Annotated in this window: 23 protein-coding genes; 10 read left to right on the forward strand and 13 right to left on the reverse strand. The window is 41.1% G+C overall.

Going from position 1 to position 24,498, the window contains the following annotated elements; all coding sequences use genetic code 11:
• Nucleotides 1–181 precede the first annotated feature (181 nt).
• From JWG45_RS10080 to JWG45_RS10120, 9 genes are all read left to right on the forward strand, one after another.
• Nucleotides 182–2,077, forward strand: coding sequence for an AMP-dependent synthetase/ligase (locus JWG45_RS10080; RefSeq protein ID WP_205279620.1), 1,896 nt, complete (start codon nucleotides 182–184; stop codon nucleotides 2,075–2,077).
• A 1-nt stretch (nucleotide 2,078) separates the two neighbouring features.
• Nucleotides 2,079–3,704, forward strand: coding sequence for an acyl-CoA dehydrogenase family protein (locus JWG45_RS10085; RefSeq protein WP_205279621.1), 1,626 nt, complete (start codon nucleotides 2,079–2,081; stop codon nucleotides 3,702–3,704).
• Between the two features lie 17 nt (nucleotides 3,705–3,721).
• The gene (locus JWG45_RS10090) at nucleotides 3,722–4,153 is read left to right on the forward strand and encodes a MaoC family dehydratase (protein WP_205279622.1); all 432 of its coding nucleotides are present in this window, start codon (nucleotides 3,722–3,724) and stop codon (nucleotides 4,151–4,153) included.
• 39 nt (nucleotides 4,154–4,192) lie between these two features.
• Complete coding sequence (locus JWG45_RS10095; protein ID WP_205279623.1) at nucleotides 4,193–5,716, forward strand: thiolase family protein; 1,524 nt, start codon at nucleotides 4,193–4,195, stop codon at nucleotides 5,714–5,716.
• A 247-nt stretch (nucleotides 5,717–5,963) separates the two neighbouring features.
• Complete coding sequence (locus JWG45_RS10100) at nucleotides 5,964–6,266, forward strand: hypothetical protein (protein ID WP_205279732.1); 303 nt, start codon at nucleotides 5,964–5,966, stop codon at nucleotides 6,264–6,266.
• Nucleotides 6,267–6,343: 77 nt separating this feature from the next.
• Nucleotides 6,344–6,574: a hypothetical protein gene (locus JWG45_RS10105; RefSeq protein WP_205279624.1), complete on the forward strand. Its 231-nt coding sequence runs from the start codon at nucleotides 6,344–6,346 to the stop codon at nucleotides 6,572–6,574.
• Nucleotides 6,575–7,134: 560 nt separating this feature from the next.
• Complete coding sequence (locus tag JWG45_RS10110; protein WP_205279625.1) at nucleotides 7,135–7,389, forward strand: hypothetical protein; 255 nt, start codon at nucleotides 7,135–7,137, stop codon at nucleotides 7,387–7,389.
• 254 nt (nucleotides 7,390–7,643) lie between these two features.
• A complete protein-coding gene (locus JWG45_RS10115; RefSeq protein WP_205279626.1) occupies nucleotides 7,644–8,777 on the forward strand; it encodes a suppressor of fused domain protein in 1,134 nt (377 codons plus the stop codon).
• 1 nt (nucleotide 8,778) lies between these two features.
• Entirely contained in the window at nucleotides 8,779–9,474 is a 696-nt protein-coding gene (locus JWG45_RS10120; RefSeq protein WP_205279627.1) for a hypothetical protein, read from the forward strand.
• Nucleotides 9,475–9,852: 378 nt separating this feature from the next.
• Here JWG45_RS10120 and JWG45_RS10125 read toward each other — a convergent pair whose 3' ends face one another.
• The 12 genes from JWG45_RS10125 to JWG45_RS10180 form a co-directional block, all read right to left on the reverse strand.
• Entirely contained in the window at nucleotides 9,853–12,225 is a 2,373-nt protein-coding gene (locus JWG45_RS10125; RefSeq protein WP_205279628.1) for a GAF domain-containing SpoIIE family protein phosphatase, read from the reverse strand.
• Nucleotides 12,222–13,526, reverse strand: coding sequence for a hypothetical protein (locus tag JWG45_RS10130; RefSeq protein WP_205279629.1), 1,305 nt, complete (start codon nucleotides 13,524–13,526; stop codon nucleotides 12,222–12,224). The genes JWG45_RS10125 and JWG45_RS10130 overlap by 4 nt, the downstream gene beginning before the upstream one ends.
• Nucleotides 13,507–14,658 (reverse strand): bifunctional glutamate N-acetyltransferase/amino-acid acetyltransferase ArgJ, encoded by a 1,152-nt coding sequence (gene argJ, locus JWG45_RS10135; protein WP_205279733.1) that lies wholly within the window; start codon nucleotides 14,656–14,658, stop codon nucleotides 13,507–13,509. Before argJ ends, JWG45_RS10130 begins: the two co-directional genes overlap by 20 nt.
• Before the next feature lie 73 nt (nucleotides 14,659–14,731).
• The gene (locus JWG45_RS10140; RefSeq protein WP_205279630.1) at nucleotides 14,732–16,123 is read right to left on the reverse strand and encodes a HAMP domain-containing sensor histidine kinase; all 1,392 of its coding nucleotides are present in this window, start codon (nucleotides 16,121–16,123) and stop codon (nucleotides 14,732–14,734) included.
• The gene (locus tag JWG45_RS10145) at nucleotides 16,113–16,817 is read right to left on the reverse strand and encodes a response regulator (protein WP_205279631.1); all 705 of its coding nucleotides are present in this window, start codon (nucleotides 16,815–16,817) and stop codon (nucleotides 16,113–16,115) included. The genes JWG45_RS10140 and JWG45_RS10145 overlap by 11 nt, the downstream gene beginning before the upstream one ends.
• A 232-nt stretch (nucleotides 16,818–17,049) precedes the next feature.
• On the reverse strand, nucleotides 17,050–17,484 hold the full coding sequence (locus JWG45_RS10150) for a hypothetical protein (protein ID WP_205279632.1): 435 nt from the start codon (nucleotides 17,482–17,484) through the stop codon (nucleotides 17,050–17,052).
• Nucleotides 17,481–17,885 (reverse strand): hypothetical protein, encoded by a 405-nt coding sequence (locus JWG45_RS10155; RefSeq protein WP_205279633.1) that lies wholly within the window; start codon nucleotides 17,883–17,885, stop codon nucleotides 17,481–17,483. Before JWG45_RS10155 ends, JWG45_RS10150 begins: the two co-directional genes overlap by 4 nt.
• Entirely contained in the window at nucleotides 17,869–18,468 is a 600-nt protein-coding gene (locus JWG45_RS10160) for an RNA polymerase sigma factor (RefSeq protein ID WP_205279634.1), read from the reverse strand. The genes JWG45_RS10155 and JWG45_RS10160 overlap by 17 nt, the downstream gene beginning before the upstream one ends.
• A complete protein-coding gene (locus JWG45_RS10165) occupies nucleotides 18,465–18,857 on the reverse strand; it encodes a DUF6249 domain-containing protein (RefSeq protein WP_069605861.1) in 393 nt (130 codons plus the stop codon). The genes JWG45_RS10160 and JWG45_RS10165 overlap by 4 nt, the downstream gene beginning before the upstream one ends.
• Nucleotides 18,854–19,030, reverse strand: coding sequence for an LIMLP_16695 family PerRB-regulated protein (locus tag JWG45_RS10170; RefSeq protein WP_205279635.1), 177 nt, complete (start codon nucleotides 19,028–19,030; stop codon nucleotides 18,854–18,856). The genes JWG45_RS10165 and JWG45_RS10170 overlap by 4 nt, the downstream gene beginning before the upstream one ends.
• 190 nt (nucleotides 19,031–19,220) lie before the next feature.
• Entirely contained in the window at nucleotides 19,221–19,895 is a 675-nt protein-coding gene (locus tag JWG45_RS10175; protein ID WP_205279636.1) for an NUDIX hydrolase, read from the reverse strand.
• 32 nt (nucleotides 19,896–19,927) lie between these two features.
• On the reverse strand, nucleotides 19,928–21,094 hold the full coding sequence (locus JWG45_RS10180) for a ribonuclease D (RefSeq protein WP_205279637.1): 1,167 nt from the start codon (nucleotides 21,092–21,094) through the stop codon (nucleotides 19,928–19,930).
• Between the two features lie 41 nt (nucleotides 21,095–21,135).
• On the opposite strand from JWG45_RS10180, the gene purF reads away from it, so the two are divergent.
• Nucleotides 21,136–22,608 (forward strand): amidophosphoribosyltransferase, encoded by a 1,473-nt coding sequence (gene purF / locus JWG45_RS10185; protein WP_205279638.1) that lies wholly within the window; start codon nucleotides 21,136–21,138, stop codon nucleotides 22,606–22,608.
• A gap of 401 nt (nucleotides 22,609–23,009) precedes the next feature.
• Here the strand turns inward: purF and JWG45_RS10190 are convergent, their stop codons facing one another.
• Nucleotides 23,010–24,446 (reverse strand): aminotransferase-like domain-containing protein, encoded by a 1,437-nt coding sequence (locus JWG45_RS10190; RefSeq protein ID WP_205279639.1) that lies wholly within the window; start codon nucleotides 24,444–24,446, stop codon nucleotides 23,010–23,012.
• Nucleotides 24,447–24,498 lie beyond the last annotated feature (52 nt).

Genomic DNA, 24,498 nt, shown 5'->3' on the forward strand with positions numbered 1-24,498 from the left:
GTTAGAAAACCTACAAAAGTTGGTTTTGTACTTGAATCGAGCTATGGTCTTTTGTTAAAAAATGAACATTCGTTTATTTTATTTCAATTTATTCGGACTTCACAAAAAGAACTTGATACGTTGACTTCGATTTCTATTCTTTCTGCCGGAAGCGGATATTCTTTTTTTGAGGGGAATGATTTTGAAAACTGAATCTAAATATTTATACGATTTACTGGAAAGTACGGCCCAACGTTTTCCGAATAAAGAAACTTTTTGTAAAAGAACTCCAAACGGAATTCAAGGAAGAAGTTTTTCCATTCTCAAAAATCAAGTCGATGAATTGACGGCCGGTCTTATCGCAGAAGGTATAACGAAGGAAGATAAGATCGTCTATCTTTGCGATTCAAGCGTGAACTGGTTTGTTGCGGATCTAGCGATCATCAGCTCCGGCGCGGTTTGTGTTCCGAGAGGAACGGATGTCGTTGACGAAGATATTCTCTATATCGTAAATCATTCCGAAAGCAGATATGCCTTGGTTCAGAAGGATAAAGACAAAGCTCGACTGATACAACTCGCTTCTCAAATTCCAGGAATCAAAAAGGTTTTTGTTTTAGAGGATGATAACGGAGAACTGAAGTCCGGATCCGATAGTGTTTTGAGTTTGATTCAATCCGGAAGAGATTATCTGAAAAGTCATCCGAATGCGATCCGCGATCGTTTGAAGGAAAAGTCTCCCGATGAACTTGCAACCCTGATTTACACCTCCGGAACTACAGGGGCGCCCAAAGGTGTGATGCTCAATCAGACCGGTTGGATTTCAGCGATTGAAAAAGTTGTCCGATTTGCTGGGCTGACTTCAGAGGATTCGGGCGTAAGTTTGCTTCCTCCTTGGCACGCTTTCGAACGTGCGATCGAATATTGTACCGTAGCGCTCGGTGTTACATTCTTAATTTCTAATATTACGTCTTTGAAGGAAGACCTCCGGGATTTCCGTCCGACTTTATTCCCATCCGTTCCTAGAATTTGGGAATCCCTTTACAACGGAATTATGGCGAAGGTTTCCAAAGAATCCCCTTTGAAAAGAGCTTTGTTTCACTTCTTCTTAAAAGTTGGAATGATCTGGTCGCTTAACAAATCGATCCTTTTCGGATACGACTTCCAAATCGAAAGACCGAAGTTTTTTAGCGATATAACGAGAAGGCTCGTTGCCTTTTTCAAACTCACGTTTTTGTCTCCGCTCAAACTTTTCGCCATTGTCATCTTTTCCTCCGTTCATAAGGCGTTGGGAGGAAGGTTGCGGGTCTCCGTATCGGCGGGGAGCGCTCTTCCAAGCGTCGTCGATAAATTCTTATCCGCGATAGGTCTGATCGTACTCGAAGGTTATGGAATGACGGAAACTTCCGCCGTTACCTCGATCCGGAATCCGAAAAAACCGTCCTCGGGCACGGTCGGTATTCCCGTCGAAGGTTATGAGTATCGATTGAAGGACGAATCCGGAAATCCGATTCCAAAAGGAAGTGTGAAAAAGGGGACTCTCTGGCTCAAGTCCAAGCAGATTCTTATGGGATATTACAAACGTCCCGAACTCAACGAAGTCGTTTTCGACAAAGACGGTTTTTTCGATACGGGCGACATCATGCGCGTGAATTATCGCGGAGAATTATCTTTTGCCGGAAGAGCGAAAGATACGATCGTGCTTGCGGGAGGAGAGAACATAGAGCCGGTTCCCATCGAAGATCAACTTCTCAATTCTCCATTTATCAATCAGGTCATGGTGACCGGCCATGAAAACAAACATCTTGTTGTTTTAATTGTGCCTGATTTTGATAGAATGAAAACCGAGATAGAAGGGATTCCGGAAGATCCTACTCAGTGGAATCAGAATTCGAAGGTCCGAGAAGTTTTTAAGAAAGAAATTTCAACGAGAATTTCTCGCAAAAGCGGATTTAAAGCTTTCGAATTGATTCCACAAAACGCTTTTTACGTGGTTCCTCGACCTTTTGATCCGGACAAAGAAATGACTCGAACCTTAAAAATGAAACGAAATGAAATATTAGAGAATTTTAAAAAAGAAATATTGGAGTTAACTAAGTAACATGTTGTTTTTAAACCCTTATTTAGAAAGTGAAGATAGAGATTTTTATATTACTGTAAAGGAATTTGCAAAAGAAAGAGCGCTTCCTACCGTGGAACAGAGAGACGAAGATTGCACTTGGGATAGCGAACTCTGGAAAGAAATGGGAAGTATGGGTTTGCTCGGAATTCCTCTTCCGGAACAATACGGAGGACAAGGAGGAACTTGTTTCCAGTGTTGTTTGGCGCAAGAAGCGTTTAACGCTGGTTCGCTGGACTCGGGCTTCGGTCTTTCTTGGGGCGCTCATATGATCATCGGCACCCTCCCGATTCTTTTTCAAGGAACGGACGCTCAGAAAGATAAGTATTTGCCGAAACTTGCCTCCGGTGAATGGATAGCCGGTCTTGGTTTGACGGAACCCGATTCGGGATCCGATGCGGCGGGTATGAGAACGTTCGCGGAAAAAACGCAAGGCGGCTTTATTCTTAACGGAAGCAAGATGTATATAACGAACGGTCCAATTGGTCAAGTGTTCATCGTAATGGCACGAACTACGAAATCTCGTGGGCCGATGGGCGTTTCTGCATTTATCGTAGAATCCAATTGGAAAGGATTTCGAGTTTCCAAAGTTTTAAAAAAATTAGGGCATAACACTTCCACGACTGCGGAACTTTCCTTCGAAGACATGTTCGTTCCCGAAGAGAATTTACTCGGTCCTCTTAATTCCGGTTTTTTAAGAATCGGAAAGGCCACCTTAGAGTGGGAACGAACCGTTCTTCTCGCGGCCTTGATGGGCGGAATGGAATATTCGATCGAGAGTTGTTTACAATACGCTTGGAATCGTCATCAGTTCGGTAAGCCGATCCTTTCCTTTTTTGCGATGAAAGAAAAAATCGCAAGGACTTGGGCATATCTCTGTGCGGCGAGAAGAGTGATTTACTTTGTTGCCAGAAAAAAAGATTCCGAACCCGATGTAAGTCTTCCTATGGAAAGCTCGATCGTAAAAGTTTACGCTTCCGAAGTTTGCGAAGAGGTCGCATCGGATGCGGTTCAAATTTTCGGCGGAATGGGGTATATGAGAGAAGTTCCTGTAAGCCGACTTTACAGAGACGTCAAACTTGGCACCATCGGTGGCGGCACCTCGGAAGTTCAAAGAAGTATCATTTCGGCAAGTTACGGCGGTTATGATAAATTTAAGAATATCATTGAAAGCGCAGTTTCCGAAAAAACAAGAATCGCTTCCGAGAAAAAAACAAAGGACACTCCTGTTGCAGATTTGATTGAGAAGCTGGATAAACTCGTTCAGGTAGTGGGTGAGAATCCGGAAAGAAAAAAAAGGCAACCTTTTGAATTCGGCTTCGCGGATCTTCTGACCCTCACGACCATTCTTAAATTGAGCGTCTGGGATTTGATGAACGATAGCAATCACTATAAGGTTGCGGATAAAGAAAGAGATATTCAAATTCTTGCATATTATTTGACGGCTCGTTACATCCGAGGAATTGGTTATCTCAAAGAATTGGATGAACAAGGCGTAGCGGATCTTTTAAAAACATTCGGAAAGTTGACCGTTCCCGAAAAAGAAATCGAACATTGTATCGAATTCTTAAAAGAGGGAATCCTCGGCGCAACTGCGGTTTCCGCATAAATAACGGAGAATTCTGAATGTATCAAAAAGGGAAATCCTACGAAGAAATCCAAGTCGGAGATAAGGCTAGTTTTTCGAAAACGATCACGGAAACTGATATCTATCTTTTTGCGGGCATCAGCGGCGACTTTAATCCGCTTCACGTGGACGAAGAATATGCAAAAACTACGATGTTCGGAACCAGAATCGCACACGGAGGGCTGGCAGCTTCTTTACTCGCTCCCGTTTTAGGCATGAAACTTCCGGGATTAGGAACCGTCGCATTGGAGACAGTAACAAAGTTTCGAAAGCCGGTTTATCCGGGTGATACGGTTACTTGTACGGTGGAAGTAAAATCAAAAGTCGAAAGACTAAAAATGGTGGAGATGAAAATTCTCTGGACCAACCAAAAAGGGGAAACGATTGGAAAAGGAGAATGTAAGGTTCTTCCGCCCGAATCGAATTCTTAATCTTAGAATGATTGAAAACAAATCCAAAAAGGCAAATTCATGAATCCTGTTTTGTTAGGTATTAGCGATTCGATCGCAGGCGATTTTTCGGAAGAATATAAAGATTGGTCCGGTGAAAAGAAAGTATTAGAACATTATAAAAAATCAATATCCGATCTTCTTCAATTTTTAGAGATGAAACCGGAGATTCTTCAGAGTAATTTAACGGATTTTGTAAGCATCGAACCTGCGTCTTTGGGAAAGTCCGGTTACGGACATAGCGTTCGAATCGCCAACGAACTTGGTTACACCGGTTTTCGTTCCCATTTGATCGATTTGGGTGGAGCGAGCGTAACGGGTGCCATCGGACAGGCAAGGATGATTCTTCAATCCGATCCGGAAGCGGTGGTTCTGGTCGCGGCCGCGGACATACCTAAATCGGCCTTCAAACAAGTTTCCGATTTGAAACGATTGAACGAAACCGTTTGTCATCCGATCTTCGAACTCAACTATGGCGCGACATTAATCGCAATGTACGGACTTCTTATGAAAAGAATGATGTTCGAACACGGCATCGTTCAAAGAGATCTGGAAGAGATCACCAGAAAATTCCGATCCAATGCTATCTCCAATCAAAGAGCGAGCGTTTATCAACAAGAGATTACCGAAAAACAAATCTCTCGTACGATTGCCGATCCGTATTCCACTCCTATGATCGCGATCGTAACCGATCATGGCTTTGCAACTTTACTCATGTCCGAAAAAAAAGCGAAGAAACTCCAAACACAAGGAAAGCTAAAAAAAGATTTGGATCCGATGTATCTCATCGGTGCAGGTCACGCGGCGCATTCCGAATATTTTATGCTCAAAGGCGACTTCACGACACCGGCGGGATTGGCCGGTGAAATCGCTTTCGCATCCGCCGGAATTCAAAGAGAAGATATCGATTACGCTTGGATCTATGATTGTTTTACAGGAATGGTTATTCTTCAGTCCTCCGAGTATTTTGGATTATCGAAGAAGGAAGTTGCAGAAACTCTAAAGAACGGGGAGTTGCAACTGAAGAATGGTAAAAAGATTAAGATCAATGAAATGGGCGGAATTTTAAATTATCAAGCTGCTATGTCTATGTCTGCGGCAACAGGACTCATTGATCTCGCGGCTCACTATGGATTGTATTCTCGAGAAGTTCCCAATATCAAAGTGACACGACCTGAAAAATCCCTCTTGGGTGGAAACGGAGGCGTGGATAGTATCAATTCTGTCGCGATCTTTTCTTCGAAACCTTCTAAACTGAAGGCAAAGTCAGTAAAACGTCCTAAACTTTTTTTAAATCAAAATGGCGCGAAAGAGAACGAGATAGGGACGGTTTTTTCTTCCACAACGGTCAACTTGAATCCCGGCTCCTTTACGAAAGCGCCTTATTCTTTGGCGATTGTAAAAATGAAATCGGGCAGATATGTGATGGTAAACGCATATAATAAGAATGGAGAACTCTTAAAAACGGATCAAACTCTGGAAATCGATCGTTCGAAATTAAAAATTGTAAATGAAAACGGCTTTTTAAAAGGAATTTTATCTTGAATTGAAAGAAATTTTCAAGATCATAAGTCAGTATATTTTCCAAGAATCTGCAAAGAAAAAACAGTCAAAAGGGTATTGTCCTTTGCGGATATCGAAAACGAAAAGCTAATTCTAAATTCAAATGCAATTGTGGAACTTTATTATTCAGATTTCCGGACTGGTTACTTTTTAGCATTCTTCAGATATATACTCGCTAATTCGAACCAAGGATGGATGGGAGAAGGTTCTCTCAGGAATGGATCGAACTATGCATATTAAGGCTGAGAATATTCAGACAGGCCAGATTCGAATCTTTAACGGCTCGGATTTGATCTTAATTCCGGATTCTTCCAATGAACAAAGCGGAACCATGTTCCTTCATGGAAGAAAGGTCGAGAATTGTCTGAATCTCCGAAAATATTCAACATTCTTCGTCGTTTCCGATTCTGTCTCTAAAACCGGGTTTCCGGATAAGATCAAATTGCAGGAATTCGGTCCCGACGGCTCCGTGATCGAAATTTCGGAAAGCAAAATGGACTGTTATCGCGTAATGGGAATATTTTTGGAATAAGATTCACTTTCTGCTGGATTCGATCCAACATATAAATAGAATCCGTATCCACCATTCTTTTCCGAGGGGAATTCATCATGGTCCAAAAGAAAAAGACCAAAATCCAAAAAGCGGCTCCGAAAAAAAAACGAGCTCCTCTATCTTCCTCCGTAAAAAAAAACGATATCCGTCTTTCGGATATGGTAGATCTCGCCGCCGAGGAATTTGTGAAGACGATTGAAATTATGGCAAAGCTATCGTCCGGCAATCGGACAAAATTGAAAAATTCAATCAAGTCTGCGGCGAAACGGATTCTTCAAGGAAACTAAATTCTATCTGCGCTCTGCAATATTCATAAAAGCGATTTTGTTTTCAGCGTAGATTCGAGGGTTTATATTTTTAGAATTGATGCCGAATCTGAAAAAAGAAAGGAATTCTTTCGCCGTCCTTATCTGCTTCGTTGGTTTTTAATTCTCGCTTAAAAAGTGTGCCAAAATATATTTCTTTTTTTTAAAAGCAGTCAATTTATTTCCAAAAAATAAAGGTTCGAAAAAATCTTTTTGGAAAAAAATTTCCAAAAAGATTCGATTTTTTTTAGGAATCGTAGTCAACTGTAAGTATGGAAAACTTATTTCTGATCACCTTACTCTTCTTAATTCTATTCGAGCAGTATAAAACCAGGGTTTCCCGGGAACGAATTCCAATTCGTGCTCTTAAACAATACGTCCATCGTTAGTTTTTGAGTAATTTTGAACCGGGAATGTGTTTGTGCTCCCGGTTTTTCATTTTTTCAACCCGCCCTTTTTCCGAGTCTCCTTGTAGAACCGCTTCTTTAGAGAGTTGAAACATTCTTATTCCGCTAGAACCTTGTCCAAAGACCGAGGAAAGCATGTATAAGAAACCAATGACTCCGACCCGAGCCGTAGAAACTTTTATCCGCTCTAAAAAGAACCAGGAACCGATCTCAGACGAAGTCGTGATGGTCTTGGATTCTTTTAAAACCTGGAATGAAATCGAACTCACCGGACTTCTCAACGCTTCCTTTTATCAGCCGGAAGTTTTAAACGAATATCGATCCGAGGCCGCAATCCAAATTCTCCTCGAAAAATTTAAAAAAAGAATCGTGGATATCCCCATTCAATGAATCCATATCCTTACCTACAAGTCGAGAGGAACTGCAACGAGAATCGTTTTACTAGAAGGGGTTTTGTAGGAGTTCCTACGAGGGGATTTGTGCTTGCAAAATTATGATTCTGTGATAGAGGAAAATCTCCGGAATTTTTCCACCACCCGCCCCTCCACCCTAAATCAGGGTGGAGCGCGCGACTTTTACAGAAGCCTTGTCGTAGTTCCGACAAGTTTTTCTTAAGATTCACAACTTGTAGATAAGGTTATTCAATGAATCAGACGATGGAACCAAAAGTTATTTATCAAGAGGCCAATCCTTACGGAACCTTCACGGCGTTTTTAGAAGACGACGGAAGAACGGTTTATCTTTATCTTCAAGGAGAACAAAATCCCGAATTTGGAATCAAGTCGGTCTGGGTCTGCAATCGGGTCGAAGCTCCGGAGATCAGAAATCGAGAAGATCTTTCGGACGGATTCGCGCCTCTTCTTCTGAAAACGGAAGTACTCGAGTCTAGACCGCACGCTGCTTTGGAAGAGAAAGATATTTACTTTATCTGGACGGAAGAAGGCGACGGGGTCGCTCTATTTTACAAGGAGACGTTATACGCCTTTCTTCCTCCCTGGTCCGGAATCAAAGGATTTCACGGTTATTCGATTCATGCAAAAGTGGATTCTTTAACCGCTTATCCTCTGGGGAATTCTGAGTTCGGTGTAATTCCCGATCGGGTCCAAGCGTCTCGTAATTTTTGGGAAGCACGTTCCAAACAAGGGGCCTGGAAAGAAATTCAAGAGAAACGTCTTCACTTTTTAGAATCAAAACTCGGCAAACACGACAAATATTGGTCGGCGGATGGTGGAAAGTATCCTCAACTCGGGATCGTTCGTTTTCGTTCACCCAAAAATCCTGACCTATGGATTTATTCTACGATCGGAATGAGCGCTCAGAATATGCCCTCCGTGGAGCTTTTTCACAAGGATTACGAGGACTATGCACGTATAGAGCTGGTATTAGCCGTTAAAATCGGTTCTGAAGGTTTAGAAAGATCGGAATCGTGGGTTCCGCATCTCATCGGCGAGCTCATTCGTTTTCCATGGAATATGGCGAAATGGTTCGGTAACGGTCATACGATTTCCATGTCTCGTAAAGATCCGGAAGCGTTGTATCTCAATTTCACTTCGATTCTATTTCGAGATCTGGAAACATTTTCTTCCGATGCGGAAGCACCCGATTTAACCGGTTTGATTTCCGAAAATGGAAGGCAGATTCGATTCTTATCCTTGATACCGGTTGCGGAAGAAGAAAAAGAATACGCTCAGAAAGACGGAATTCAATCTTTCAATCAAACCTGGGATGAAAAAAAATTTCCTTGGTTTCACGACGCGGAAAGGCAATCACTCATCTAAAATGTTTTTTACGGAAGACATCATTCGTTCAATCAGACGTTATTCGAATCAGTCCGCATTTCTTTTAACTTTGATTTGTTTAGGACTGCTATGGATGATTCTTCCGCTATCTCTCTTATCCGAAAGTACAGATCCTCTTAGCGCAGAAGTTCAGGAAAAGATTTGGCAAGAGATTTATAATCAAGATTTTCATTCTTCTAAGAAGTTAATACAACTAGAACTGTCAAAGAGTGGTAAAAATGAGACAATACCTCTTCTTTCACTCTTGGAAATTTCATTAAACGGACTTCAGAGACACAAACAAGCGAATGAAACTCGCAAAAGAATCTTATCCATCTGGGAAAAAAAGTATAAGAAGTCTTTCTTAGATGAAAATTATCCGATCAATCTCGCAACCTGGACAAGAATGATCGTCGTAAAACCGGATTCTCTCTTGTTGGGAGCGGAATATTTTATTCCATATCCGATCAATGCGGGAAAGGACGGCTTTTATTATCATAAGTTTACCTTGTACAACCGCTTTTCAAGAAAGCCGACTCGATTTTTCAAACTAGAAAGATCTCCGGCTACCAATCAAGAATATCGTCTGTATGAGATCAATGCGGACGGCGAATCAAAACAAATCAAAGTTTACGGCGATATTATGCCCGAGATGAAGGATGAAATGATATTTCTTACCGGATTTTTAGGATTTTAAGCTGTTTTCAGCTCGAACGACGATCTAAAACGATCAATTTTGATGTGTATAAAAGAAAAAACCCGCTTCGAAAAGCGGGTTTTAAAGTTTCATCCCTTCTTAGAATGAAAGTGTGCTGCGAGATTACTTATTTCTTCTTCGCAACTTTCTTTTTAGCTGCTTTTTTCTTAGCAACTTTTTTCTTAGCTGCCTTCTTTGCTGCTTTCTTTTTTGCAACCATTGACTCTTCCTCCGTGTTACTAACATCAGTTCTGAATTTTGTTCAGTTCTAAATGCCGTGATTAGGGACATAATTAATCGATCAAGATAAAAATGTAAAGTGTTTTAATAAAATTTTACAATTTTTTTTAAAATTTATTTCTTATCATCATTTTTGATTCATGATGAAGGTTTATCATTCACTTCAACGCAGATAAAAGATATATCATCGCTTGGATCTTTGATTCCGCGAAAGTCTTGAATCGTTTTTAATACAAGATCAGCAAGATCTTGCGGATTCAAATGATGATTACTCTTCAGAAGATTTAAAAAATTCTCATCTCCGAAGATTTCTTCATTCTCATTGAACGTTTCAGTGATGCCATCAGTGAATAAAATTAATTTATCTCCTGGATAAATCGGTATCGTTAAGTGTTTATATTCGGTAGGTAAGACGCCGAGAACTCTTTGTGTCTCCGTTCTTAATTCTATTTTTCCGTTTTTTCGAATACAAATCGGCGAAGAGTGACCTGCGTTGATATATTTGAAGGATTCTTCTTGAGAATTGTATTCTCCGCAGATAAAAGTCATAAACTCGCTTCCTCGATACCGTTCGATGAGAAACGAGTTGATCACTTTGAAAATGGTGGATAAGTCCGATTTTTTGCGAATTTGATTCTGAATGATGCCTCTGATCGCACTTACAAGATATCCCGTTCCCAAACCGTGACCGGAAACGTCCCCTAAAGCCAACAACATGCGATTTGTATTCAATTTTTGAATGTCTAAGTAATCTCCGGAGATTCCAACCGCAGGAATCGAGAAGAATCCGATCTTTGTTCCCTTGATCGAGCCTCCTTCCGCCACGTGGAGAGTCTTATCAATGATCGCGGCCATATTGAGATCACGAACGATTCTCTTTTTTTCAACTTCTTCCGCTAATAACGCGTAGTTTTGCAGTAACATGGAGGCCATTCTCGTACATTCTTTCAGAAAATGGAGTTCTCCGAGATTAAAATTCCTTCGATTGTTCTTTTCACCCACAAGAAAGACTCCGAGCACTTCTTTCCCTTTCGAATAGTTGAAAATTGGATACGTTAGCTGAATTCCGGAGTTTTGCAAAAATTTATAGACCGACTCGCGAATGCCGAGTCCGTAAGCAAGATGTGTGGTTACCGTAACTTCGGTATTTGCTGCGAAATACTGCCAAATCTCCGAGTTGGAAGATATTCTAATAAAATTGATATTCCGTAGATCCGTTCTTGGAAATTTATCGGCGGGAATCAATACAAGGACTTTGCCGATGTCCAATGCTTCGGAAACTTTTCTCATAAGGCTGTTGATCGTTGCCCTCATTGAAATGGGAGCACTGATCATCGCCGAAACTTTTTCCAAAGCGGAATGCAGTTTTTGGTTTCTCTTAAAACTCCAAGTATCGACAAGATTGGAAAGTCTTCGGTTCAAAGAACTCAGTGTATAAATACTCACGGAAAGAAAAAGAATATTGAATTCTTCCAGATACTTGTCTGCGGCGATCGGATTGAATTTAAAAAACGCGCCCAATAGGAAAAGATATCCCCCGGCCAATATTAGTATCAGATACATCGACGTGAGCGAGGAACTGAACGCAATCTGAACGGGAACGATCGAATATGTGAACGTTCCATAAATGATTAAAACCGGAAAAATTAAAAAAGCGAAGAGGATCAGAGCCTTTGATAGATACGGCGAGATTAAGTCCGAAAATTCCACGGAGACAAAAGGAAGAATGGAGATCGCGCTGAAGGCGAGGATCAAGCTAAATTTTTTAAATAAACTCGGAAGAGGAAACAGATTTCGAATCGAATCTAAAATTAAAAAGAAAATACAGATCACGGAACAAAGAAGAATAAAATAGACTCCGTTGGTTGCTAAAATACTGAAAATATGAGGATCCGCTTTTTGAGACCTCCCCACAAAACCCGCTATCAAGGAAAATATGAGTTCGGGAGCGAACCAACGTGTCGGCAATTCCTTTCCTCGCAATCGAAAGGATATATTGAAAATCACGAAAGCCGTAAAATATAAAAAGAAGAAGAACAAGAAATGAAATTCGTGAAACCCGACGAGGAAAAAATTAAACAAACTCAAACAAGATAAGGATCCGAACAACAAGAGCATATAAAGATCTCTTGTATAAAAGAAAAACCAAATCGCTACGGAAAGGTAGATCAACGAAATTAAAATATCGCGGGTGAAATCCTTTAGTACTGAATAATCCGATTTTGGCGCGAGGATCACCGGAATCGTTTCGCTTACTCCCTTGTCGTAGACGTGAATCCCATTTTCGTAAGACTGTCCCGACTCCGCCATCTTTACCGCGATCTCCAATTCAAGAAGATCCACTTTTTTACCGAGGATTCCCGGAAATTCTTCGCTGCTTTGGATGATTGTTCCGTTCGGATAATAGTAAAAAGGCGGTCTTAAACTTTCCGATGAAGTCTGTAAAACTCCGACGAGTAACACGAAGCTGAGTAGTATTAGAGAAATAAAGAGTAGAAGAATATTTCTCACGTCGGAAACCTCAGATCGTAGAAAGAAATCATCGGTCGATTTTTCCAAGTTAGAATCAAGGGATCGTTTCCGATTTCCTCTTCGATTTCCCAACCGATCGACAAAAGGTTCTTACCAAAATTAGAATTCCTATGCACTTTGAAATTTTTTCCCGAACTTCTGAGAGAAATCGTACTTTCGGTTCTTCGAATCAGTCCGACTAAAAGATCATATTCTTCGTTCCAGGTAATTTCCTTTAAGTAGGATTCCACGAGATTCTTTATGTAATTCAAACTTTGAACGGATTTCGAAGTCCTTGCCGAATAAAGAATTCCTAATATGTAGCAAAGAACCAAAACTGAAACTTGATTTGTAACCCCTAATTTTAAAATTACAAAATACGTTTCTTCCCCATCCGCGTTTAAGAATTCGACGAGTTCTCCCGGTTCTCTGGAAAGAATTTCGGTTCGAATGTTTCCGATCATCGGAGGTTCGCCGGCTTCTAAGAATTTTCTGATCTTACCTGCGGTTTCCAATTCTTTTCTATACTTCTTATTTTCGGCGACTTGAGAAGAAAGAATATGATTGTGTACCGCGATTCCGCATTTTCCGGAAAGAAAACTTAGATCTTGGCGAACCGAGTCTTTTGGAATATTGGAAACTGCAAGAAAACCGAAAAGTGTCTCCCTATAAACGAACGGAAGGATGAAGTTCGCCCTTAGACTTACAAAGTCTTCGTTGATTTCGTGATTCTGATCCGGTTCCCCGATCATCGCTCCGTTCTTCTTATTTAAAATATACTTTAAAAGCTTGGCTTCCGGATTGATTCCGTCGTGGGTGATCACTTTTCTTTGTTTCTTTTTTGCGTACGTGTAAAGTTCGAAGGTTTTGAGATCGTTGTTGAGCAAGGCAAGTTTGCCGTAGTTGCTTTCCGTTAAACGGACTAAATCGGGGAATACGTTTTTGATCAATCCGTCGTGATCGAATCTTCTGTAAGCCATTCTGGAAGAACGAGGATCGTCGCTCAGATATTCCGAAATCAGAATTGATTTGAGTTTACCGCTGAGCTTTTCCTGAAGAGGGAATATAACAAAAACTGCAAATAGGAGCGTTGATAGAAAACTTACCTCCATATAATACTCGATCGCCGTGGGGATCACCGAAAGAATAAAAAAGTAGAGGCCGAGCGCGATAAGAATGGAGATTCCTTTTGCGAATAGGTTTATGATCCCGGAAATTAGATAGTAATCCGTTACAAGATAACGAAAGGCTTCTTTAAATCCGGGTTGGTTATTATCGTTATCAGGTAGTATAGTAAGCATTCTCTTCGATATATTTTTCAGTAAGATCGCAACCCCAGAATTTCATGGAAGTCGCTCCAACATTCAATACTACATTTAAGGAAATTTCAGTATTATTTTTTAAATATTCGGAAAGCTTTTTCAGAGTTTCAGGACTCGCTCCTTTTACCGGCAAAGATCCGAAATAAATTTCCAAATTTTCAAAAGGAATCGGCTCGTCAAAAACCTTACCGACCGCCATAACCAAACGTCCCCAGTTCGGATCTCCTCCGTAAATTGCGGTTTTTACCAATGGAGAATTGAGGATGGATTTTCCGATCTTTCTCGCTTGGCTTTCGTTTTTAGCGCCTGTGATTGAAAGTTCAATCAACTTGGTCGCTCCCTCTCCGTCGATTGCGATGAGTTTCGTAAGATCGGTGGAAATTTCCAAAAGGGCTTTTGAAAAATCATCAACGGAAGTTTCTCCCGCTAATCCGTTACAAAGTAAAGCCACCGTATCGGATGTCGAAGTATCGGAATCGATTGTTAGACAGTTGAAACTCTGATCGACCGATTTTTTTAACACGGAATAAAGATCGGTATTTTCCGGAAGGGAAACGTCGGAAAGGATATAACAAAGCATTGTCGCCATATTCGGTTCGATCATCCCGGCGCCTTTCGCGATCCCGTAAATAACCCCTTCTCCCGATTTCGTTTTAATTTTGCGGAAAGAAATTTTTTTTCGGGTGTCGGTCGTCATGATTGCTTCCGCAACTTCTTCTAGATTTCCGGGTTTCAAAAGTTCTTTTGCTTTTTTACAGGCGGGAAGAATGACTTCCATTTTGAGAGGAACTCCAATCACGCCTGTGGAAGAAGGAAGAACCAGTTTTTCCGAGACGCCGAGAGATTCTCCGATGAATTTGCAGATCTCTCTAGAGTTCTCAACACCTTTCTCGCCCGTTGCCACATTGGAATTTTTAGAATTGATCACAATTGCCTGAAGAAAACCGGACTGAATGTGTTCCTTTCCTACGATTACCGGCGCACCCGGAAAATTATTCTTCGTAAAAACTGCGGTCGCTTTACAAGGAACTTCCGAATAAATAACTCCGAAGTCTTTCGTAGTATCTTTGATTCCGATATTAATTCCAAAGGATGAAAAACCTTTAGGCATGGTCATTATAGGATCCCTCAACGTGTCTTTTGGGATCTATATTTGGAAAATTCTTCCCTGGGGAAAGAAGAATTCAGGAAACTTCGGCTTGATAACGGATCGGAATGGTAACTGAAAAAATAGTCCCACCTTCGGGATTGTCGAAAACTTTTACTGAACCGTGGTGAAGACGGACGATGTGTTTTACGATGGAAAGACCAAGTCCGGTTCCGCCTTCTTTTCGGGAACGGTTTTTATCCACGCGAAAGAATCTTTCGAAAATGCGGCTTTTGTCTTCATCTTGAATCCCGATTCCCTGATCGATGACTTGAAATTGAACCTGATCCGGTTTGACGGGAAGAATTTTGAGAGTGATCGTTTTTCCATCGGGGGAATAGGAAGACGCGTTCGATATCAGATTCAAAAGCATGTGTTCTAGAAGAACCCAGTCAGCAAAAATCATCAGAGGTTCGTTCATCTCGACTACGAATTTTTGACCTTTCGAAGAGATGACACCTTCCACGGTATAACTCAAATTTTCGACCAGAGATCTAAGCGAGAATTCTTCATCTCCCGAGATTTTCGTTTGATTTTCGATTCTTGTAATCGTTAGCATATCTTCTACGATCCGGACCATTCGATCGGTGTTTCTCGAAATCGCATCTAAGAATCGTTTCTCATGGCTTTCCGGAGATAATTTAAGACGATCGAGTAACGTTTCCGTATAACCCTTGATCGACGTGATCGGTGTTTTGAGCTCGTGAGACGCGTTCTGGACAAATTGTTCTCGTATGATATGAGATTGTTTTTCCTCGGTGATGTTTCGGATAACGCCTATGAACATCAAAACCTTACCGTTGGTTCTCAAGGGATACATTTTGATCGCGTAAAAGTTTTGTCCAAGGTCGATTTCCATTTTAGAATCGCCGGAACCTTTCAGATGAGAGTTTACGAATTCTAATAGTCTATGGTCCCGCGTTGCGTCGGCGACCTTTCTGGATCTGGAGTTAGGTTCTATCAAAGAACCGGGAACACTTTTGTTTTGAAAAAGAATGGATGAGTTTTCGGGATCGATCGCAAAAACTCCTTCTTTTAAATTCTGTAAAACCGAATCGAATTTTTCTTTTTCGATCGTAAGATCTACGAATTGATTCTTGAGTCTTGTTGACATCAAGTTTATGGAAGAAGCTAAATCCGCAAGTTCGCGAATGTCCGGCAGGGCAAGCTCCGAACCAAAGTCGCCTGCGTTGATATCCCCGGTCTTTTTTTCAATTCTGTCGAGAGGTTCCGAAACGCTTTTTGCGATCGAGTAGGACATATAAAACGTTCCAAACATCGCGAACAAGACGTAAAAAGAAAAAAGGAGAATTTTAAAATCGGGAGGAATGTATTTTTCCACAAAGAGGACTGCACCCGCCGCAACGAGAAGCACGAGGAGAAGCAACCAGTTGCTAAGGAGAAGTTTTGAAAATAAGCTACGCCTCATTGAATCTATAGCCGATTCCGCGGATAGTTTCGAGCCTTTCTTTTTCATCCCCGAGCTTATCGCGTAATCTTTTAATATTTACGTCGACTGCTCTGTCAGTTACGTAAATATCTTTTCCCCAAACTCGATCCAATAATTTATCTCTTGTAAAAGCGACGCCGGGATTGGTCATAAAAAGATTAAGAATTTTGTATTCGATCAGAGTTAGATCGACTTCCACATTGTTGATAAACGCTTTGTGAGCTTTTAGATTGAGAAAAATATTTCCGATCGTTATATTTCCTTCGAATTGTTCTTCTTCCTCGGAGTCCTTCGACCTCCTTAAAACGGAGCGAACTCTTGCAATCAATTCTCTTGTGCTAAAGGGTTTACGAACGTAATCGTCTGCGCCGAGTTCCAATCCGAGAACCGCTTCCGTTTCTCCGGATTTTGCGGTCACCATGATGATCGGCATGGAATATTTTTCTTTGATTCTTTTACACAAATCCATTCCGCCGATACCGGGAAGCATCAAATCGAGAATGACGAGGTCCGGAGTATTTTTTTCGAGCTTGGGAAGTACTTCCAATCCGTTTTGGCACGTGTCTACTTGGTAGCCGTTTTCCTCAAGATGGAATCGGATCAATTCGGCGATATCTTCCTCATCGTCTACAACGAGGACTTTTTGTCCCGGGTTCCCTGATTGGTTTTTCATGAGTCCTATTCTTTTTTGCCGGCTTTACAGTTTATCTTACAACTTGACTTTCGTTATCGAAAATTCTAAAGTTTTAAGATTCTGATCGATGTGAACAGATTGTCTATTTCTACCGGACAAAGTTTGTAGTTCTAATATTCCAGAAATTCGTTACAATTAGAATACGAAAAAATTACAAACTCCAGAAAATCGATTCTATTCAAAGAATTGGATGACAGAGAGAAAACAAAAGTTACTCTTTCTCACCCAATTGTGAATTTATCTTACGAATCAGAACTCTTTGACGGAAAATTGAAAATACCAAAAAACCTCCGAGCAACAAAGAACCGATGAGATAAACTTCGTTGAGACTCTTGAGTCTTTCCTGTTCTTCCTCGATCGCTTTGATCGCTTCCAGATGAGAAATCAGAAAGTAAAACTTATCGGCGTTTGCCCATTCTTTTTTGGATTCTTCTCTAATTTGGGTGATGAGGACCGCCGCGTCTTCTTTTTTCATCTTTTGGATCAGAGGAAAAACCTGGTCCAGTTCAGCATTTAGATATTCTCTTGCCCCCATTACGGGTTTGGAATCAGAAGATACTTTATCTGCGAAAACGGTCTGAATGGGATTGAATATCAGAAAGATAAAAAGCGTAAGGGTAGAAGTTTTTAAAGTGGTTGGGTTCATTCAAAAAAGCCTAATTTGTTTTTCCATTCTTTTGTGTATGGATTTCTATAATGGACAAGATAGATTCCCGCCAGTATGGCGAAAACACAAAAGAGAATGCTGCTCGTTACTAAAATCAGAGGCAATAACCCGGTTTCAATCAGAAATTCTTTGTCGATAAAGAAGAGAACCGAGAGGGGTGAAAATCCCAAAAGAAAAAGACCGAATAAGATAATCTTAATATGCCTCACCGGAATGATATGAAGCATCACTCTTCTTTTTAAGTCGGGAGGGACCGCTGTGTTTTCGGAAGCGTTTCCGTTTCCGGGTTCATCCTCAAAAAAATGGAGTCTTTCTTCGAGGTCGGCCGGAACCGGCTCAGGCGAGGAAAACTGGGAAGCTGAATTATTCTTGTTTTTCATTCTCTTCCTTACTCAACCAATCCCTCATGATTTCTTTTCCTCTGAAAATATAACTCTTCAGAGTGTTCATTTTCAAGTTTAATTTTTTTGAAATTTCTTTATAGGACATATTCTCGAAGTAGTGAAGTGCGATCGGTTTTCGATAAACGTCGGGCAGATTTTCCACAAGATTTCGTATCTTTTCGGAACTCTCCTGTTTTAAGAGTTTGTTCTCTTGTTCGGAGGCGATCTCTTTTTTTTTCTCCTTTTCGTTTTCCGCAAGGATCAGCGCATCCAAACCGGAGATTTCAGGGTGTTCCTTTCGATATCTTCGAATAATTTCATTTCGAGCGATCGTAAACAACCAAGTGGAGAATTGTGAACGTCCTTGAAAGGTGGATAAACTCTCAAAGGCTTTTAAAAAAATGTCTTGGGTGAAATCTTCGGCTTCTGTTTCGTTCCGAAAGGCTTTGATCGCTTGGGAATAGACCAACCCTTGATATCGGTTCATCAATTGTTCGAAAGAATTAAAATCCCCTTGTAGGACTTTTTGAATGCAATCCCAGTCTTCCGGTTTGCATAAGATGGGAAGATTTTCCCTCATCGAGAATATTTATAGTAGCAGAGTAATCCTAACCCGGTTCCGAGGGGAACGAGTCCGCCGAGCATTGCGAGCGATTGTCCTAATACGGAAATGAATCCGATGGAAAGGGCGATTCCAACGAAGGTGAGAATCAATCCTAAGAAAAAAGAATAGGTTCTAAGATCAAAGGACTCTTTTTTGTAAAGCCCAGCTTTGATGATCTCGATCCGTTGTCGATACCACCAATAAAAAACAAAAAACAACAAAGCGCATCCAAATACGATTCCAAAGATCGGCACCGAATAAAGTACAACTTTGTATTCTGATCCGGAGCTGGCGTTTTGATCCTGAAGGTGTTTCAGAATCAAATCCAGTGTTTGTAGTAATTTTGCTTTTTCTTCTGGGTTCATCTTACAATGGCTGATGTTGTTTTTCTATTTTCCGCTTTGGTCTTGAAGTAAGGAAATCTTTCTTCTATGCCGGGGCGATTGATCAGAGATTGATACCATTCTTCTTCTTGAAAACTTTCTTTTAAGAATGAGTTACGAATTTCCGTTTGAAATAAGTTCTTTAGTATTTTCATCGTTTTTTACCTCCTTATAAATTATGTCCGATTAAATTATCGGCAGATTCAAAAATTCCATCGAATAATTTACAACTTCTCGCCGGCTCGGATTTACATTCTACCGAAGAAGTGGAAACTTGTCTCTTTGCGACAGAATCCGTATCCACAATTTTCAGACGGAGATCTAGATGAAGAAAAAAAAGTCTTTTTAACTTTTTTTAGAGAATTTGCGAATCGGATCAAAAAAAGGAGGAAATCCTAAGTTTGGTTCGACTTGGGTCGGTTCACGATCGAATTTCGCGTGTTCTCGGAGGAAATTTACGATGATTCTTCCTGTGGCTCCCCAGAGTAATCCTTCTTCTAAGTCGAAATAATAGATTTCCAACTCTTTTGCGCCGGATCTTCGAATCCGAATCGAATAAAACGGAGACGTCTTCAACCGATTTAGATCCAATAGAATCGGTCGTTCTACTTCCTCAGGATTGGGGTTGAACCGAAACGTTCCCTTGTAACGCGCGATGAACGGGGAAATATGAAATCCCGTATGAGTATAAAGTCCCGGATATTCTCCCAAAACCTCGAGGACTGAACTCGATTCTCCCATTTCTTCTTCCCATTCTCGAAGCGCTGTTTCTAAAAGATTTTTATCATGAGAAGAATGAGCTCCTCCCGGAAACGAAATCTGTCCGGGGTGGGCTTTTAGATTGGAATTTCTTTTTTGAAGAATGATACCTTGAGTGTCGTCCGGTTTTTCATAAATCGGAAGTATGACCGAAGACGCTTTTGTGTTTTCTTCTCCATCTAAGGGTTGAGCCGGAATTCCGTTAAAACTTTCTTGGGGAATTGCAAGTTTGTTTTTCAGCGCCTGAAAATCGAATTTCATTTTGAAACTTCATTCAAAAAATTGAATTTTCCTTACACGAATTTTTTATTGATCGGAATCAATCCTTTGAGATTGGATTCGTAAGGAATGTTTTCCAAAGCGGCTAAGATCGAAGGCCCATAGTGCATAACTTTCCATTCCGAGAACAAATTCATTTCTCTCAGTTCGTCCAAAGTTTTCGGATTTCTCTGCGCGAGTTCGGCGATCATTTTATTGGAAGGCATCATCTGATGACTCATTCTTCGAATGGACATGATCGTTTCTCTCCAAATTCTTAAACGTTTGAATCTTTCGCCTTCTTCGTTTGTGAGATTTTCTCCGGGTTTTTTAAAAAGCTCCGATTTTTGAATTGGAGGTCCGCTTGGATTCGCATAGATTTGAAAGAGAGTTTCGGCGTCTTTTTTTCCGAGGACTTCCGTTAACTTTGCCATATCTCTTCGATTCTTCATAAGAAGAACCACCTTCTCATTGTTAAAAACTCGGAACGGCGCCTTGTTTAACTTGCGAGATTTGTCGTCGCGAAAGACTAAAGTGTCGTAGATAAATCTTCTTTCGTCCGCGCTGAATTCTAAGATATCCGGAAACTTATCCATGGAAATGGAGTTTCCTTCTGATCCCGCTTCTTCGGTGGAAATTTTTTCAAACTCTGAAAGGGCTTCTTCGTAGAGGTTTCTCTTGATGAGTTCCTCTTTCATTTTTTCCCAAATCGTTTCTAAATAAACCGTATCTAAAGCCGCGTATTGAAGCTGACTCTTTTCCAGAGGTCGCTTTTCCCAGTTGGACTTCTGTTCCTTCTTTGATAGCTTTATTTTATGATAATAATCGACAAGATGTGTTAAAGAATATTGCTCATGGTCCAAAAGACGAGAGCTGAATCCCGTATCCGCGATATTCTTAAATTTAAAACCGAAGTCTTTTTTAAGGGCTTTGATATCATCGATGGCGGAATGGAAGATTTTTAGAATTTTTTCTTCTTCAAACAGCGCGCCCAAACCCTCTAAGTTTTGTAACTTTAACGGATCGATGATGTAATTTTTTCCCTTCGCGGAAATTTGAATCAGACAGACTCTGGAAAAATACGTATAATATCCGGAGGACTCCGTATCTATGGAGATCGAGTCAGCCTGACCCAAATTGATGAGAACGAGTTGTAGGCTTCGAAGTGTATCTACGACGATGTAATCGGAATTTATTTGCATGAAAAACGCGACCTGAGATTTTAAGCTTAAGAAGGCAGAGAATGAGCTCAATTCCCGATAAATCCAGAGTAAGAAGACAAGCCCAGGATGACAAACCAAAAGATGAATGCGCGATTTTTGGTATTTTCAACGCACCGGAAGCTTCTAATTTCACATATTTAGGTCTCTACTCGATGCAACATCGGGGGCAGGAATCCAGCGGGATCGTTTCCTCGGACGGGGAGCATCTTTATCGATACGCCGGGATGGGATTGGTCGCCAATATCTTTACCGAGACCAAACTAAAAGAACTTCAGGGAAATTCTGCGATCGGTCACAATCGTTATTCTACAACCGGGGCTAGTTTTTTAAGAAACGCCCAACCACTTCGGGTCGAATCCCACCTCGGGCCGGTTTCTTTGGCTCACAACGGAAATCTTGTCAATTCTTGGGAACTCCGAAGCCAGCTTGAAAAGGAAGGAAGTATCTTTCAAACTACGATCGACTCCGAAGTGATCGTCCACTTGATGGCTCGATCGGGAGAAACCGATTTTCTTTCCGCACTTTCCACCGCTCTCAAAAAGGTTCGAGGAGCTTATTCACTCGTAATTCTTACCAAATCTCAATTGATTGCGGTCCGTGATCCAAACGGCTTTCGTCCGTTGGTAATGGGGCGAAGAGAAGACGGAGGAATCGTATTCGCCTCCGAAACTTGCGCCTTTGATATAACGGATACGAAATATGAAAGAGACGTAGAGCCGGGCGAAATGATCGTCGTCGACAAAAACGGAGTCAGTTCTTATTATCCGTTTCCAAAGGCGACACCAAGCCTCTGCATTTTCGAATACATCTATTTTGCGAGACCGGATTCCAATATTTTTGGAGAATCCGTTTACAAGGTTCGTAAGAATTTAGGAAGATTTTTAGCCAGAGAATTGCCGGTGGAAGCCGACGTGGTCATCCCGGTTCCGGATTCTGCGAGTATCGCGGCCTTAGGTTATGCGGAAGAATCAGGTATTTCTTATCAATCGGGATTGATTCGTTCTCATTACATAGGAAGAACCTTTATCGAACCGGATCAGAAGATTCGGGATTTCGGGGCGAAAATCAAATACAACGTTGTGCGAAACGTCGTCGAAGGAAAAAGAGTCATCGTAGTGGATGACTCTATCATGAGAGGAACGACGAGCCGAAAAATCATCAAAATGATTCGGAACGCGGGAGCGAAGGAAATTCATCTTCGAGTTTCGGCGCCTCCGACGATTTCTCCATGTTATTATGGAATCGATATTCCCACTCACAACGAACTCATTGCGGCGACACATACGATCGAAGAAATTCGGAAATATCTCAGAGTCGACAGTATCGCATATCTTTCCGTCGAATCTATGAATCGTGCTGTGATCGATCATAAGGGCGGCGGTTTCTGCAACGCTTGTTTTACGTCGCAATATCCTGTAGAATTTCAGAGTGAAATGGGAAATCAGAAGAGTCTTTTCAAAGAATATCAAGTGGAAGAAAGAGTCGTTTATTAAACGGCTCTTTCTCATTTAGGAAGTTTAGCTTTCTTAAGATCTTCTCCGCAGTGAGGCTGCTCGTCTCTTTTCACTTTGGCATTGTGAAAAGGTTTCCGAACAATGAGATAAAGAATCCGACAAGGGATAAAAATCTTTAGACAAACAATTTCATAGATGGAAAAATCCGGATCAGGGCAGAGCCTCCTTTTTCTTTCTCACAAATCGAATCGCTAACCTTCCCGACGCAGAAAAATCGATTCACTCAACCTGAAAACGGGTCTGAATAAAAACGAGGTGAAAAATTTATAAACGGGACTCGCCGGATTTATCCCGAGATCCGAAGAAGAATAAAAAAGATAGGATAGAGATTACTGGTGAATATGTGTTTTTGGCTCGAATATCGATTTAGAATTTAGCGACTACTGGGATCTTTTCAACTGGGAAGCCAATTTGCCTAACGTTCTTATTTTTTCCTCTACCTTTGTTGTTAAGCGAATTCCGCCGCTCAGTCTTAGGAAGTTTCTAAAATTTCCCGTTCCGGAAAAGATAGGACCCGGCGCAATGGAAATGTTGTGTTTCCATGCCTCGTTTTGTAAAAGAAGGCTATCGACTTTATTCGGAAGTTCGATCCAAAATACCAGGCCTCCTTGCGGATTGGAAATGGATGTGGACTCCGGAAAGTGTTTCAGGACAGATTCTCTAATTTTTGAAAGGTTGGAGGAAAGATCCCTTCGAAGAATTTTTATATTTCTTTCGAAGGAAGTTTTCAGATATTCGCAGAGTGCAATTTGCGGAATACTCGGAAGCGCCAGTCTGGAAAGTTTTAATTCCTTTTGAAGTTCGGCCCCTTTTTTCCCGGGAAGAATCCAGCCGATTCTAAGATCGGGAGAAATGATTTTAGAATAGGATGAGATTTTATAAACGATTTCCTTTTTGTCAAAAGACTTTAAAGACAAGGGACGGGAAGACGTAAAGAAAAGGTCTCCGTAGATATCGTCTTCAATAATCGGGATATTTTTACTCGAACAAAGTTCTACGAAGATCTTTTTATTCTCATTGGATAGAAGGCTCCCGGTGGGATTTTGAAAGTTCGGATTTAAGATTATACATTGAATCGGATATTTGTGTAAGGCTTCTTCTAAATGGGGTAGGCTCATTCCATGGATCGGATCCGCCGGAATTTCCAAAACCTTTCTTCCTAATCTTTGAACGCTCTGAAGGATTCCGAAATAAACCGGAGATTCGACCGCGATCAAATCGCCCGGTTTTGTCAAAACTTGGATACAAAGATTCAACGCATCCTGACATCCGTTTGTAACGATGATCTCGGATTCGTGGCTTGCAATTCCTTGAAGCGAGGAACGCAAAGACAATTGTTTTCTGAGTCCGGGATAACCCTGTGAATCTTGGTAGTTATGGCTGTCCGCAATCAGAATTGCCTTCTTTAAATTTTTATGCAGGGACGGAATCGGTAGGTATTTTTTTTCAGGAATCGCGGTTCCTAATTGAAGAATATCAGGATTTTGTAATGAATCTAAAAGAGAGGAAATTCTTTCGTCGATCCCAAAGGACGAAACGAGTTTCGGTTTTTTAGGCATCGTTGGAGCTTTTGTCCCCGTCTTTCTGGAGAGCACGACGTAACCTGATTTCGGTCTCGATTCTATATAACCTTCGTTTTCCAAAAGTTCATACGCCAACAAAACGGTCGAGATGCTGACCTTGCTTTCCAAGGAAAGTTTTCGCAAAGAAGGTAGTTTGTCCCCTGCCTTTAGGATTCCGGTCTCGAGCATGGATTTGAGCGAGGTGGCGATGGTCTCATATTTAGAATTTTGATCTGTACTGGTTGAAATGTTCATTTCTGTATCTGTTATGTTCGAGGTAAATTTGTTATAACATAGAGTGTCAACA

It is taken from the genome of Leptospira ainlahdjerensis, from assembly GCF_016919175.1.
Lineage (GTDB): Bacteria > Spirochaetota > Leptospiria > Leptospirales > Leptospiraceae > Leptospira > Leptospira ainlahdjerensis.

Excerpts from the sequence above, each read along its gene's own strand:
- JWG45_RS10085 (WP_205279621.1), top strand. The coding sequence starts at position 2,079 with ATGTTGTTTTTAAACCCTTATTTAGAAAGTGAAGATAGAGATTTTTAT.
- JWG45_RS10090 (WP_205279622.1), top strand. The coding sequence starts at position 3,722 with ATGTATCAAAAAGGGAAATCCTACGAAGAAATCCAAGTCGGAGATAAG.
- JWG45_RS10095 (WP_205279623.1), top strand. The coding sequence starts at position 4,193 with ATGAATCCTGTTTTGTTAGGTATTAGCGATTCGATCGCAGGCGATTTT.
- JWG45_RS10100 (WP_205279732.1), top strand. The coding sequence starts at position 5,964 with ATGCATATTAAGGCTGAGAATATTCAGACAGGCCAGATTCGAATCTTT.
- JWG45_RS10105 (WP_205279624.1), top strand. The coding sequence starts at position 6,344 with ATGGTCCAAAAGAAAAAGACCAAAATCCAAAAAGCGGCTCCGAAAAAA.
- JWG45_RS10110 (WP_205279625.1), top strand. The coding sequence starts at position 7,135 with ATGTATAAGAAACCAATGACTCCGACCCGAGCCGTAGAAACTTTTATC.
- JWG45_RS10115 (WP_205279626.1), top strand. The coding sequence starts at position 7,644 with ATGAATCAGACGATGGAACCAAAAGTTATTTATCAAGAGGCCAATCCT.
- JWG45_RS10120 (WP_205279627.1), top strand. The coding sequence starts at position 8,779 with ATGTTTTTTACGGAAGACATCATTCGTTCAATCAGACGTTATTCGAAT.
- JWG45_RS10130 (WP_205279629.1), bottom strand. The coding sequence starts at position 13,526 with ATGCTTACTATACTACCTGATAACGATAATAACCAACCCGGATTTAAA.
- argJ (WP_205279733.1), bottom strand. The coding sequence starts at position 14,658 with ATGCCTAAAGGTTTTTCATCCTTTGGAATTAATATCGGAATCAAAGAT.
- JWG45_RS10140 (WP_205279630.1), bottom strand. The coding sequence starts at position 16,123 with ATGAGGCGTAGCTTATTTTCAAAACTTCTCCTTAGCAACTGGTTGCTT.
- JWG45_RS10145 (WP_205279631.1), bottom strand. The coding sequence starts at position 16,817 with ATGAAAAACCAATCAGGGAACCCGGGACAAAAAGTCCTCGTTGTAGAC.
- JWG45_RS10150 (WP_205279632.1), bottom strand. The coding sequence starts at position 17,484 with ATGAACCCAACCACTTTAAAAACTTCTACCCTTACGCTTTTTATCTTT.
- JWG45_RS10155 (WP_205279633.1), bottom strand. The coding sequence starts at position 17,885 with ATGAAAAACAAGAATAATTCAGCTTCCCAGTTTTCCTCGCCTGAGCCG.
- JWG45_RS10160 (WP_205279634.1), bottom strand. The coding sequence starts at position 18,468 with ATGAGGGAAAATCTTCCCATCTTATGCAAACCGGAAGACTGGGATTGC.
- JWG45_RS10165 (WP_069605861.1), bottom strand. The coding sequence starts at position 18,857 with ATGAACCCAGAAGAAAAAGCAAAATTACTACAAACACTGGATTTGATT.
- JWG45_RS10170 (WP_205279635.1), bottom strand. The coding sequence starts at position 19,030 with ATGAAAATACTAAAGAACTTATTTCAAACGGAAATTCGTAACTCATTC.
- JWG45_RS10175 (WP_205279636.1), bottom strand. The coding sequence starts at position 19,895 with ATGAAATTCGATTTTCAGGCGCTGAAAAACAAACTTGCAATTCCCCAA.
- JWG45_RS10180 (WP_205279637.1), bottom strand. The coding sequence starts at position 21,094 with ATGCAAATAAATTCCGATTACATCGTCGTAGATACACTTCGAAGCCTA.
- purF (WP_205279638.1), top strand. The coding sequence starts at position 21,136 with ATGAGCTCAATTCCCGATAAATCCAGAGTAAGAAGACAAGCCCAGGAT.
- JWG45_RS10190 (WP_205279639.1), bottom strand. The coding sequence starts at position 24,446 with ATGAACATTTCAACCAGTACAGATCAAAATTCTAAATATGAGACCATC.